The organism is Psychrobacter piscatorii (assembly GCF_904846415.1).
Lineage (GTDB): Bacteria > Pseudomonadota > Gammaproteobacteria > Pseudomonadales > Moraxellaceae > Psychrobacter > Psychrobacter piscatorii.
On the sequence record NZ_CAJHAR010000009.1, the window covers coordinates 34841 to 47797 of the forward strand.

A 12957-nucleotide genomic window follows, 5' to 3' on the forward strand; every position below is an offset into this window, starting at 1 on the left:
ATTATGTACAGTAAATAAAACAGCTTTATAACCCTTACGCTGACGTTAGCGAACAGTTGTTTTCTATCAGCCACTTTTATTAAGGGATTTATCAAGTTATTTTATTTTAACAAACCGTCTATCTTAATAGAATTGCCATTCATCGTAAATTTGATGGACATCTATTACAGTTAGCATATTAAAGTTTTAGACTATAGGTATTCATATTAATAGGCACGGTAACAAGAGTAGATAACGCCTCATATATTTTTAGCACTGTAAAAAAACGTTGTTTGTAGCGCTCATACCAAACTTGTGAATGGAGTACTGGTAGATTAACTCTTTAAAAACATGTTGTTGCTAGAGAGTTCAGAACGACCAAGGAGCAGAAAATGAATAGCGAATTGAAAGGGAGTGATTTAACACGGGCAATGCTAGCGCGCGGCGAAAAACGAATATGGTGTGCAGTTTGCGATGATAGCGACGAGCAAGCCATGATGGATCATTGTGGTAATGATTTTACAGCGTATATTGTGTCGTTTTGTGATGGGTCTTTTTATTGTAGTGCTGGCATGCCATAGAGCTATGCCGTACCGATCAAGATAAGTGTTGTTAGAGAATCTGAAGTAGCGATGTAAACAAAAAATATCACAGGTACAGAATTAACAGACACAAAAAAACCTCCGAAAAGGGAGGTTAGATTGTATTGCTATATGGTACCAGTGGTCGGACTCGAACCGACACGCTTTTAAAGGCAACGGATTTTGAATCCGTCATGTCTACCAATTCCATCACACTGGCATGTTAGAAGATAATGTCTATTAAATAAATATTATCGAATTGGGCTACAGGGTTAACTCTGTATAGGCTGCGTATTATAGCAGTCTATTTTTCCTCGTCAAGAATTATTTACTATTAATTCAAAAAAATATTCTATCCTACAAAAGCACGCTCAACCGCGTAGTCTGCTTGCACACCCATACGCGGTGAAACGGTTAGACCAAAGTCATCCAAAATGGCTGAAATTTCAGCATTGAACGGCATGCTACCGCAAATCATGACACGATCGTCGTCTTTATTCATCGGTGGTAAGCCGATATCTTCGAATAATTTGCCAGACTTCATCAAGTCTGTGACTCGGCCTTGGTTTCTAAACTCTTCACGAGTGACAGTCGGGTAGTAGATGAACTTTTCGCGGAACCATTCACCAAAGATTTCATCATTCGGTAGCTCATTTTCAAACATCTCGCGATACGCCAAATCATGGACGTGGCGGACACCATGTACTAGGATGACTTTGTCAAAGCGCTCATATACTTCAGGGTCACGTGCCAATGCCAAGAAAGGGGCAAGTCCGGTACCTGTTGACAGCATATATAGATGCTTGCCCGGCAGTAGATCGTCTAATACCAATGTACCTGTCGGTTTTTTGCTAACCAATAGCTCATCGCCTACTTTGATGTGCTGTAAGCGTGAGGTGAGAGGGCCGTCTTGAACTTTGATAGAAAAGAACTCTAACTGGTCTTCGTAATTAGGGCTGGCAATCGAATAAGCACGCAACAGTGGTCTACCGTCGACAACAAGACCAATCATCGCAAATTCGCCATTACGAAAGCGTAAGCCATCGTCACGAGTGGTTTTGATACTAAATAGAGAATCATTCCAATGATGAACCTCTGTGACCGTTTCGGTGCGAAGTTTTGACATAAAGTCCTCGTTAATTAATAGGTTGCTATCGGTGTCGTTAGGTTTAAATACGTATTAAATCAAAATTTTCAATGATAGATTAAAAAATATACAAACCTATCAGTATTCTAATAGTTATCGAAAAAGCTGAATGTTAAAACGTACCTACCGTAAAATTCAATAATAAGGTTTATCTATCAGCCGATAGGGCTGTAGACGATTTTTTGTGCATGTTAAATCATCAGTATTGATAAGAGGATTGACAAATAAGCCAAATGTAAAAGACTCTCATCAAAAAATTTCTTGCACATGATAGCAAATTTTAAAGTAAAAATCCGTCTAGCTGCTACCCACCAGCATGATAAAATGGAATATCGTTAGTGAGTAATTTTGTATCATTTGGCCGAATTGTCTAAAAAGGACAGTTTTTTTATTACTGGAGCTGCTCTATGTCTGATGACAATATGTCTTTAGATAACACTCATCAAGCCCCTATCATTGGCTACCATCGTGCGCCGCTTTCACAAAAATTTGGGGCGCCGAGGCAGCCGAATTTGGTCGCGCTGACCAGTGCCATTGAAATGCTAGCGCCTTACGATACGCCAGCCGCGTTTGAGGGCTTAGAGGCCTTTAGTCATATATGGATCAGTTGGCAGTTTCATCATAACTACCGACATAAAGACAATAATCAAGCCAATAATAGCTTTCGAGCGCAAGTGCGGCCACCAAGATTGGGTGGTAATCAAAAGATAGGCGTATTTGCCAGTCGCAGTATGTATCGCCCATCAGCGCTGGGACTGTCCGTCGTCAAACTTGAGCGTATTGAGATAGTACAAGGTCGCGTATTACTTATCATTAAGGGTGCTGATATGATAGATGGCACGCCAATTATCGATATAAAGCCCTACGTGGCTTATAGCGACGCGCTTCCGGATGCAAAAAGTGGATTTGCGCCAATTGCGCCATCATTGTTAGAGGTGGTGATGACAGAGGCGGCTTACGAACAATTTATGCTGCTAGCGAGCGTAGGGGAGTCTGCTGAAATCAGTAATAATGATGCAATCCATAGCTCTACAAAAAATATTCCGAAAAGTGCTACAGTCGCTTCGATGGTCGAGCAAATACAAAGTCAATTGCTAGTCTCTGATATCGAGGCTATCAAAGCGTTAATTGCGCAAGATCCAAGGCCTGCATACCGCCGCAAAGAGAAAGAAACCTCATTTATCATGCGCTATAAGTCTGTTGATGTGAGCTTTTGGTTGATAGATTCAGGACAGTTGCAAATAACAGCGGTAGTGGCAATATAAGTGATATGAATCGATAGCATGTTTGTCAACGTACTCCAAACAATAAAAGAAGAAAGATATGGTTGCTCAGAATTATTCGATAGTGATTGATTTACGCTGGTGCCTAGATGAATTATTGGCAGATAAAGTTATTGATCAACGTGGCTATAATTTGGTAATCACTAGCCGCCGAAACAAAGCACAGCATCCATTGCTGACGATTAGTGAGTTTGGCTTGCCCAATGGGCATGCTCTGGATAATAACTCTGACAATAAGTTGACGCTGGCATGGCTAAATCAGTGGCTAGCGGCCAAAGCAGACATGCCACTCGTTCGTATTGATCCATTAAAAGTTGACGTCCCGGCAGTGACTCAGTTGATGTCATTTGAATATGCACGCTCACAGTATATTTTGCCCATTGAGGTCACTTTAGATGAAGTGGTTATCGGGACAGATCAGCCTTTTTATACCGATTGGCAATCAAATATCGAAAAGCTAATCAAGTCAAAAAGCTATCGCACGGTTTATATTAATCCTGAGCAAATCAATCGCTACCGCCAAGAGTTCTATCAAGTCACGCAAGCAATAGCAGGGGCAAATAGTGTTCACAAACGTGCCGCGGCTGATGTTACTAATGTCGAAGCATTGCTGCAACTGGGCGATAATACCAACCCTGATGCCAATGACCAGCATATCGTCAGAGTGGTTGATTGGCTCTTACAATATGCTTTTGAGCAGCGCGCCAGTGATATCCACTTAGAGCCGCGCCGTGAGACGGGAAAAGTGCGTTTTCGTATTGATGGCGTGCTACATACGGTGTACGAGATGCCACTCGCGATTATCGTGGCAGTGACGGCACGTATCAAAATCTTAGGACGACTAAACGTTGCAGAAAAACGTAAGCCGCAAGATGGTCGACTAAAAACCCGTACGCCGAAAGGGCTAGAGACTGAGCTGCGTCTATCGACTATGCCCACTGCCTTTGGTGAAAAGCTGGTCATGCGAGTCTTTGACCCTGAAGTGCTCGTGCGCTCGTTCGCGCAGCTTGGTCTGTCGGGTAAGCAGCTTGAGACGTGGCATGAGCTAACCGCAAATCCCAACGGCATTATTTTGGTCACTGGCCCAACAGGATCAGGTAAAACCACCACCCTTTATAGCACGCTCAAGCAGCTAGCCACTGAGCAAGTGAACGTCTGTACAATTGAAGACCCCATTGAGATGATTGAACCTGCATTCAACCAAATGCAGGTCAACCCAGGTGTCGATTTGTACTTTGCGGATGGTATTCGCTCCCTGATGCGTCAAGACCCTGACATCATTATGGTTGGGGAAATTCGAGATGCAGAAACAGCAAATATGGCAGTGCAAGCCTCACTGACAGGGCATTTGGTACTCTCGACATTGCATACCAACGATGCACCAAGTTCCATCACTCGTTTGCATGATCTCGGTATCCAGCCTTTTTTGACGTCAGCGACTATATTAGGGGTCATGGCACAGCGCCTGTTACGGACGCTATGTCCGCATTGTAAAAAAGCAGTAGAGGTGACACCGGACAGCGAAATAGCCATTCAGTGGCAAGAGTTGGTACAACCTTGGCGCGCGCCAGTACCCACACAGATTTATACTGCGCAAGGCTGCGAGCACTGTCGGCATACTGGTTATCAAGGTCGAGTCGGACTCTACGAGATTATGCCGCTCTCCAATGAGTTAAAAAAATTGGTCGCCGCTGATGCTAACTTGGATGTGCTTAAGCAGCAAGCGTACCGAGAAGGGGTGCAGCCTCTACGTCTATCAGGTGCAAAACGCATTAGTGAAGGGGTGACGACGATAGAAGAGGTGATGCGCGTCGTGCCGCTGCACTGAGTATTATGCCGCTGCATTGATTTTAGGTATTTATGTGCCAGCCTTCGAAAGCACTCACAATTACGCTACTTGAAAACAGCACGCTTTAGAGCAATCAACACCTTAATGAAGTTCAATAACTTTTACTGATATTGTTCCAATAACGAGATTATTTATGTTTACAGATACACATTGCCACCTCAACCGTTTAGATCTAACCAAATATGATGGCCAGTTGTCCGGCGCGATTGATGCCATGAAAACTGCCAATGTGACTCGCGCGATGGCCATTATGTGTGATTTTGCTGAATATGATGAGATTGCTAATATTGTCAGCACCTATGGTGACGAGACGCTAAATCTAGGGATGAGCGTCGGTATCCATCCTTGTGAGGACATGGGTATATTACAGTCAGCGACCGTAGAGCGTCTGATAGAGACCGCTAGCTCCGATCATGTATGGGCGATAGGGGAAACGGGTCTCGATTATTACTGGTCAACAGAAAACAAAAAAGAGCAGCAAGCCAGCCTTGCGCGTCATATACATGCCAGCCAACACTTAAAAAAACCACTCGTCATACACATGCGTGACGCCAAAGAAGACACGATTGATATTCTAAAAAGTGAAGGTGCTGAACATGGCATCATTCATTGTTTTACTGAAGATTGGGAGACGGCGAAGCGCGCGCTAGATCTAGGGTTTTATATCTCATTCTCAGGTATCGTGAGTTTTAAGAGTGCGCAAGATATCAAAGATGCAGCTCAAAAAATGCCTAGAGATAAAATACTCATTGAAACTGACAGTCCATATTTGGCGCCAGTCCCCAAACGCGGTAGACCAAACGAGCCTGCATATGTCCCCTATGTGGCAAACTGTATCGCAGACATGTATGGATGTAGTAGCGAGGAAGTCGGTGCACTGACGGCAAAAAACTTTGAAAATTTACTGGCACAGTATCATTAAAATGGTTATGCTATGACCACTCAGTCATTTATTCGATAGTCTTGTGGTTCAATCCCCTTAGGTATGTATCACACTAAATATAGCCACCTGATTATCAATGACTATTGAGCAAACATAAGCATATTCCCTTTTGTGGTCCTCGAGCAGTCTTGGTACAGTCCCATACTTTCATTGCCGATGTACTGCCGTAAATGATGGTTGTATGCTTAATCTTGTCATGTTTTAGGAGAGATTATGAGTCGTCAGCATCAGTTTAAGGCACGAGAAGAAAATATCTTAGCGATGGCAGAGCAATTGCTACTTGAGTCAGGCGATGGTGATATTACTTTGGACAGTTTGGCAGATCAGCTCGACTTGGCTAAAGGCACGCTATATAAGCATTTTTCTAGTAAAGATGAGCTTTATCTGCGTATTATTATTCGTTACGAAGAGCAGCTATTTGATATCAATCGTATTGATGACTGCCCATCGGCAGGCGTTGCCCGCATGATTTTTCAGCAGCTATTTAATCCGCAAAAAGCCATGCTATTGAATCAAATCGAAGAGCGTCTTGCAGCATCTGTCACTGGTCTGAATCGTTTATTTGGCGAGTTGTATGATATTCGTCGCCAGCGTATGAAGCGCTTGATTGATATCATCAGTGCCTATCTGAAAGACGAGCATAGTAGTCTGAGTACTCGCGATTATTTATCTTCTATTTGGGCGATGGGTCAAGGTGGTGCGGGTCTACTAAATTCAAGCTTTTATCAGCGTTATTTGGGTCGCCGTGATACCTTACGCTACGCCTTTGTTCAGCAAATGCTAGAATTGCCCAGTCACTATCCTGCCGAAGAAGATGAAGTCATGGATGAAGACATGCAAGAATTAGTAGAGCAGATCGATACTGAATCAGAAGAACATCGCAATACCAATTATTAGAATGTCGACTGATTTTTAATATCATTGATTATTTAGTGTTATGTGTTGTCATACCGGATATGACAGCACGTCAAAATGTATCTTTCTTAGCGTTCATAAAAATGAACGTTATCGTCCTATATACAAAACTGAATTACAGGCTTATAGGTGCAATATGCCGGTCACTGTCAAGACTCAGTCCAGCTCAGCGGCCAATTGCCCTTTAGCCATAGTCGGTCAAACGCCTTGTCCAAATCGCTTTGGTATTTTAGCTACATCGTCTAATTGTAGTTGTCTCTCTCTATCAAGTAATGCATGTCCCTCACAACATACCTCATCAATAAGCAGTCATAGGCAAAGTGGTTTTACGCTCGTTGAAATCGTGGTAGTGGTGGTGATTCTATCCATATTTGCTGGCATGATGAGTCTGTCTGTCGGTAGTAGTGAATCTCGCAAAAACCGCGCTTTTTATGAACACCTCACTGATTCACTGAGCTACGTCCGTTTGCTATCAGCTGAGCGTATGCAGCCGATGGGCTTACGTTTGCAGGCAGATAAGCAGGGACAGGTAGCGCCTGTAATCGTTACCTTATCGAATCCTTATATTACCTATCAAACGGCCGATATTGCAGTAGGTAGCAGGGACAGCCAGCCCAAGAACGCAATGGAGCTGTCTGCTGATTTGAGCAGTATGTCAGGCTCTACTGGAGAGACGCAGCCAACACCGAGCTGGGAGGTTGAGTCAGAGGTTAGCTTGCCTGAGCTGCCCGCTGGCGTGAGTATCAGAGTGCAGAGCTTGGATGCTAGTAATTCAGCGAGTACAGGACAGACGCAAACGCTACAGCCTTGGTTTAGTAATCAAAGCGTGCCGCAGGTATTGTGGTTTGGTACGGGCCAAGCGACGCCAGTCACCATAGAAGTGATTCACGATTCGCGTCTGGTGGGTGAGGTGATTACGATAATGCCCGATGGTAGTATGATGATAGGGCAGGGATTATAGTGAATAAGTTGTCCAAATATTCTGTGAATAAGTCTCAGTCTATGTCTCTCAAGTCTGGGCGCGAGAGTGGCTTTACCTTGATTGAGGTAATGGTTGCCTTAGCTATTTTGGCAGTAGTGGCCGTCGCGGCGAGCCGTGCTAGCAGTGCGTATTTGAAATCGGTTGATATATTGCGCACCCGCACGCTTGCTCATTTTGTTGCACAAAATGCCGCTGCTGATTTACGTGTTCAAGACACATGGTTGACCGCCAACCGTACCCAAACGATTAATGCTCAAGGGCGTGACTGGCAAATAGTCATGACAGTCGGTGATGCCATCACACCTGCACTAAAACAAGTAAATATCGCAGTGGCGCCTATCATAGATGGACAGGCAGGCACGTCGGTCACAGATATTAGTGTCATGCTAAGTAATGCCGACCAAGATACGGGCAGTTTAGATTTAGGTAGTGAAAGTAGTATTGGGCAAGCAGGGGGCGGCTTGTGAGTATGAAGCTACAGCGCGGGTTTACGCTGCTTGAGCTGATGGTTGCTATGGCGATATTTGCTATGTTGGCAGTCGCAGGCTGGCAAGTATTTGACAGTGTCAACCGTGCCCGTGAGCGAGCACAGTTTCATGCTGATAATTTGGCCGTATTACAGTACGCCTATCTACAACTACAGCAGGACATGGAACAAGTGATTCCTTATCAAGCGCTTAATACTCAGAATATCAGTGCGGCAAATAGCAGTATAAATGACAGCACAAGCAATAGTAACCAAGCAGGCGAGCAAAAAAATGAAATAGCACCTGAGCCTTTTATGAGGGTAGATGGTGAGCATGTCAGCTTTGTACGCTTTGCTGATCCTGATCCACGTTATCAAAGCAGCACTAGCATCCAGCATATTGAATATATTTTTGCAGATGAGCGCCTGATACGTCGTCAATATACCAGTCTTGAAGATGGGCGCGATAGCGTCAGTTTAGACAGTGTATTATTAGAAGGCGTTACTGCTGGGCGTTGGCAAGCCTATTTGCCAGAGTTGAGCACCAAATTTCCAAGCGATGACGTCAATAATAGTAGCACTACAAATATAGCATTGGGGCAAGCAGCGGGTGCTAAGCCCGATGTTGTTTTGCTACCGAAAGGAATTGTCGTTAACTTTATTTATCAAGACATGCCTATTACTTGGCAGTGGGCACTAGCGCCACAACCAATACCTCATAGTAGCGCAAAGGCTGCCAATAGCAACGATAGCAACGATAGCAGCGACAATAACAACAGTAACAACAGTAATAGCGGTAGTAATACAGATAATAGCAGTGTGGGAAACAGTAATTGAGAAGGTAGTACTTAATATGCATCACTTGCTCAGCAACATAAGCTTGCTATGTCAATAACAGCAAACTCTCAGCGCGGTGTGGCGCTGCTCACTATCTTGCTATTGGTGGTGAGCATTACTGTGGTTGCAGGCGCGATGCTTGCTAGCCAAAAAGTTGCGATTAGGCGTAGCGGATTATTGTTTGATCAAAATCAGCTATTGCAAGATATCGATGCCGGTCAGCAGTTAGCAGTGACCATGATTCGTGCGGACAGCAAGCTCAACGACACCGATAGCGAGCAAGATATCTGGGCACAGCCGATACCGCCATACACATTAGCAAACCATAGTGTCGGTGTAGAGCTGCGTGATGAGGCCAGTCGTTTTAATATCAATAACTTATACCAAGGTGGTACGGTTGATACCGCTGCTTTAGAAGTATTCCAACGACTGCTAACGCAATTGAATTTAGAACCAGATATTGCGGTTGCCGTCCTTGATTGGCAAGATACGGACAGTGAAGTTTATCTAGATGGCGGTGATGAAAGTGCAGTATATACTCAGCAGCGAAACAGTTTAGTAGATAGCGCACTACCAAACCAGCCCTTTGTTAGCGTTGATCAGCTACAAGATGTTCGAGGAGTGAGTGCAGAAGTGCTAGCGACACTACGACCTTATCTGACGGCGGTTCCTTATTATCTGCCTATCAATATTAATACTGCGAGCCCCGCATTGCTTGCCGCACTGATCGATGGTGCCACCAGTCAGCAGATGCAAGGGATAGTCGACACGCACAGTAAGCAAGCGCTCACGTCTATCGATGAGCTATGGCAACTGCCAATTTTGAGTGGCTTAGATGAAAAGCAGCGTGCAGCATTAACGCCTTTGTTGGCAGTTGATAGTCAGGCCTTTATGGCGCTTATTACCGCGAGTGATAATGCAACTGTCGGTCAGGCAAGACAGCGCTTTGCCACTGTCTTGATTGGTAAAAACGCAGAGAACGACAATCAAGCCCCCAACGACACTAGTGGTAACAGTAGCGATATCACTAGCGAAAAGCCCAAGGAAGTCAAAGTGGTCACGCAGCGACTATGGGCATTTCGTCCTAGCTTTTGATGAATGGTAGTGTGCTTTTTATTAATCTCTTAAGCGGGTCTCTTCACTAGATTTCCAGTTATAAGCCCCATAAAATAACATCTGCGCTTGGCGAGTGCAGTTATGTAGCATCAACTGTTTATTTTCTTCGATGACATTTAGATCGATTTCGTCATCGTGATCTTCAGTGTAGGTCAATTCTAACCAGTCGATAATCCAAGAAAAGAACATATTCACGCCAGCCTCAGCCAACAAACGACGGTCATAATCATTGATATGGGTAAATGCTGGCTGTAATGCTAAGTCGTCTGCCAAGCTTTGGGCATGTTTTTTAACCAGTTCATTGATGGCTTTTCGCACAGATTCTGAGCCACCGTAGCGCTCGCTGACCAAAAACTGCCAGTAGTAAGGCTGATCGCTGACCATATACAAGAACAGCTGAATACTCTTCGCTATCTGACGATCAAAGCTACGCTTGCGTCCAATTTGTAGGCTGTCGCTGAGTGTGGCGAGCGTACCACCCAACTCTTCGATGACCAAGGCGCGACCGAGCGACTCCATATCATCAAAATGGCGATAAAACGCAGTCGGCACAACGCCAACCTCACGCGTGACTTGTCTGAGACTAATAGAGCTAAAAGATTGCCCTGTCATACATAGATCGAGTACGGCATTAAAAAAAGCGTGCCGAGTTTGAAGTTTTTTTTGTTCGCGACTGCTCATAATGTTTCAAAATTGTCCGATAGAGGTTTATCATACTCATTTCAGCGCACAAATACGACTGAAATGCACAATTCGTGCTAATTTACTAAACCTGCACTAATTAATCTTTTAAACCACCGTACCCCAGTGACCTTGCAATTCTTGCGCCAATCGATAGGCTTCATGGTCATTCATACCTGTAATAAAATCTAAAATATTCAATATATTGTGATAAATATTGTCTGATAACACACGGCGATGCTCATCTAAGTGTGGCTGTAGTAATCTTAGTAGACTCTGTTGTTCAAACGACATAGATGATGCAGCAGCTTCTACTGTCTCAGTACCTGTCCAAGCCAGTGGTACAAAGGCATCCATTAGGCGATGCAAGCATTGATTGGCCATTAACTCCATTCGTACCTTGTTCGGATGATTAAATATTTTCTCGCGGGCCAATTGCTTGGCCTGCAAGATACCGTTTTGTACACTGGTGTCGCAATGCGCAAATAAGCTGCCTTGGAGTGTACCTGCCAGCAAGTCTTCACTATTGGCCACAAAAGCATCGGTGATCGTATTGACCAAGCGCATCATAGCGCGTGATCGCAGAGAGGCCAGACTCTGCCTGACTGACATATGCTCAGGCAGGCTCACGCTATCAGGACGCTCGCCAATCAGCTCGTAAAATATCGTGGCAACCTCACTATAGGTTAGCATATTCAGATTAATACCATCTTCTAAATCTATCAGCGCATAGCAGATATCATCTGCAGCTTCTAACAGATACGCCAACGGATGGCGTGCAAAACCATCGTGATGTGTTGAGCGCGGCAAATGCAAACATGCTGCCAGCTCCTCTAACTGAGAGGCCTCGCTATAAAAGCAGCCGAATTTCTGTACATTATGGGCGTTGTCATTTGCATCATTGCTGTGAGTGGCAAGCCAAGGGTATTTCATAAAAGCGCCTAGCGTTGCGCAGGTGAGACGCATACCGCCTTTATCGGGATGGTGCTCATTGCGCACTAGTAACCGAAACCCTTGTGCATTGCCTTCGTAGGCCAATAAGTCTAACCGCTCATTGCTACTGAGCTGTTGCAAAATCGCTTGAGGATTAGGCTGCCGAAACCAATCACGGATGGCGTACTCTCCAGCATGACCAAACGGCGGATTACCAATATCGTGAGCGAGGCAGGCTGCTTGTACAATCACACCAATATCAGATGGCGAGACTCCTGCTAGTAGACCGTTGCCTAGCTTATCATGGAGCTTTTCTGCGGTCATCATCCCTAAAGAGCGTCCAATAGAGGAGACCTCAAGCGAATGGGTCAGGCGAGTATGGATACCTAGCTGATTGGTCAATGGATGAACTTGGGTTTTTTGATTCAACTGCCTAAAAGAGTGAGAGAACACCAGTCTGTCATAGTCTTTGTGAAACTGAGAGCGAGTACTCGTATTAGCGTTGAATTTTTTGGCAGCGCCAAGACGCTGTGAGTTGAGAAGATGAGACCATTGCGCTGTAGAGGATGACAAAGAGGTTGGGGTACTTAGCATATTGGAACATCCGAAACCAAGGGAGCCTCTAGCATAACAAAATAGCGCCCTTGGTACAGCTACTAAGACTTCTGGCAATCAAAAAGAACGTCTTCCTCTTCGATAGACACATCACTATTTAGTGTTTTGTTTAGCAAGGTTGCGTTGTCACCATCCACTTTCCATATAATGCCATGAGTGTCATCTAATCCAATATCACTTGTGTATATGGTTTTGTCAGTAAGGGCGTCGCTACCAGAGGCAGCTGTCAAATCGTATTCGATACCATCAATAAGTAGGTGCGCGGTCTGCGGTGTGGCATCGGTATGATAGTATACGCCGATAGTAGCAGTAGGCTCACAAGAAAATGGTGTGCTGTTGCTAGCGTGCTCAGAATGGTCGTGACCCTCATGATCATGTCCTTCGTGAACGTCCATGTCATTATGACCTTCATGATCGTGTTCCATATCATCGTGCGCTTCGTGGTCATGCTCCTCATGAGCATGTTCATCGTGCGCTTCGTGACTGTCTACGGTTGTCACGTCTTCAGATGCTGCTGGCTCACCGTCTGTTTTTGGCTGGCAGCCTAATAGTGAAACTGTCATAACACTGCCTACTATAGCAGCGCTTGCAAATTTGGAAAAAGAGAAAAAACCAGTCAAAATATAAGCC

General features: G+C 44.6%; 13 protein-coding genes and 1 tRNA gene. 9 read left to right on the plus strand and 5 right to left on the minus strand.

The genetic code is table 11. The features are described from left to right. The first annotated feature begins 371 nt into the window (after positions 1-371). Entirely contained in the window at positions 372-560 is a 189-nt protein-coding gene (locus JMX83_RS05905; protein ID WP_201599646.1) for a hypothetical protein, read from the plus strand. Between the two features lie 133 nt (positions 561-693). Here JMX83_RS05905 and JMX83_RS05910 read toward each other — a convergent pair. Both JMX83_RS05910 and JMX83_RS05915 read right to left on the minus strand, forming a co-directional pair. Further along, a tRNA-Leu gene (locus tag JMX83_RS05910) sits at positions 694-780 on the minus strand. Positions 781-912: 132 nt separating this feature from the next. Further along, a complete protein-coding gene (locus tag JMX83_RS05915) occupies positions 913-1686 on the minus strand; it encodes a ferredoxin--NADP reductase (protein ID WP_201599647.1) in 774 nt (257 codons plus the stop codon). A 428-nt stretch (positions 1687-2114) separates the two neighbouring features. Here JMX83_RS05915 and tsaA point away from each other — a divergent pair, with 428 nt between their 5' ends. The 8 genes from tsaA to gspK all read left to right on the plus strand — a co-directional run bounded on the left by tsaA (position 2115) and on the right by gspK (position 10077). Next, on the plus strand, positions 2115-2972 hold the full coding sequence (gene tsaA / locus JMX83_RS05920) for a tRNA (N6-threonylcarbamoyladenosine(37)-N6)-methyltransferase TrmO (protein ID WP_201599648.1): 858 nt from the start codon (positions 2115-2117) through the stop codon (positions 2970-2972). Between the two features lie 58 nt (positions 2973-3030). Beyond that, positions 3031-4818 carry a GspE/PulE family protein gene (locus JMX83_RS05925; protein WP_201599649.1) on the plus strand — a complete coding sequence of 596 codons (1788 nt, stop codon included), beginning with the start codon at positions 3031-3033 and terminating at the stop codon, positions 4816-4818. Between the two features lie 154 nt (positions 4819-4972). Beyond that, a complete protein-coding gene (locus tag JMX83_RS05930) occupies positions 4973-5761 on the plus strand; it encodes a TatD family hydrolase (RefSeq protein ID WP_201599650.1) in 789 nt (262 codons plus the stop codon). A gap of 234 nt (positions 5762-5995) precedes the next feature. Further along, positions 5996-6679, plus strand: a complete 684-nt coding sequence (locus tag JMX83_RS05935; protein WP_201599651.1) for a TetR/AcrR family transcriptional regulator — start codon at positions 5996-5998, stop codon at positions 6677-6679. 154 nt (positions 6680-6833) lie between these two features. Then, positions 6834-7658, plus strand: coding sequence for a prepilin-type N-terminal cleavage/methylation domain-containing protein (locus JMX83_RS05940; RefSeq protein ID WP_201599653.1), 825 nt, complete (start codon positions 6834-6836; stop codon positions 7656-7658). 41 nt (positions 7659-7699) lie between these two features. Continuing rightward, positions 7700-8146, plus strand: coding sequence for a type II secretion system minor pseudopilin GspI (gene gspI, locus JMX83_RS05945; protein ID WP_227675754.1), 447 nt, complete (start codon positions 7700-7702; stop codon positions 8144-8146). Positions 8147-8148: 2 nt separating this feature from the next. Next, positions 8149-8982 (plus strand): type II secretion system minor pseudopilin GspJ, encoded by an 834-nt coding sequence (gspJ, locus tag JMX83_RS05950; RefSeq protein ID WP_201599719.1) that lies wholly within the window; start codon positions 8149-8151, stop codon positions 8980-8982. Positions 8983-9030: 48 nt separating this feature from the next. Beyond that, positions 9031-10077 carry a type II secretion system minor pseudopilin GspK gene (gene gspK, locus JMX83_RS05955; protein WP_201599655.1) on the plus strand — a complete coding sequence of 349 codons (1047 nt, stop codon included), beginning with the start codon at positions 9031-9033 and terminating at the stop codon, positions 10075-10077. Positions 10078-10098: 21 nt separating this feature from the next. On the opposite strand, the gene JMX83_RS05960 is transcribed toward gspK, so the two are convergent. The 3 genes from JMX83_RS05960 to JMX83_RS15345 form a co-directional block, all read right to left on the minus strand. Then, positions 10099-10779, minus strand: a complete 681-nt coding sequence (locus tag JMX83_RS05960; protein WP_058023818.1) for a TetR family transcriptional regulator — start codon at positions 10777-10779, stop codon at positions 10099-10101. Positions 10780-10887: 108 nt separating this feature from the next. Beyond that, positions 10888-12306, minus strand: coding sequence for a deoxyguanosinetriphosphate triphosphohydrolase (locus JMX83_RS05965; RefSeq protein WP_201599656.1), 1419 nt, complete (start codon positions 12304-12306; stop codon positions 10888-10890). A gap of 62 nt (positions 12307-12368) precedes the next feature. Beyond that, the gene (locus JMX83_RS15345) at positions 12369-12890 is read right to left on the minus strand and encodes a hypothetical protein (RefSeq protein WP_201599657.1); all 522 of its coding nucleotides are present in this window, start codon (positions 12888-12890) and stop codon (positions 12369-12371) included. Positions 12891-12957 lie beyond the last annotated feature (67 nt).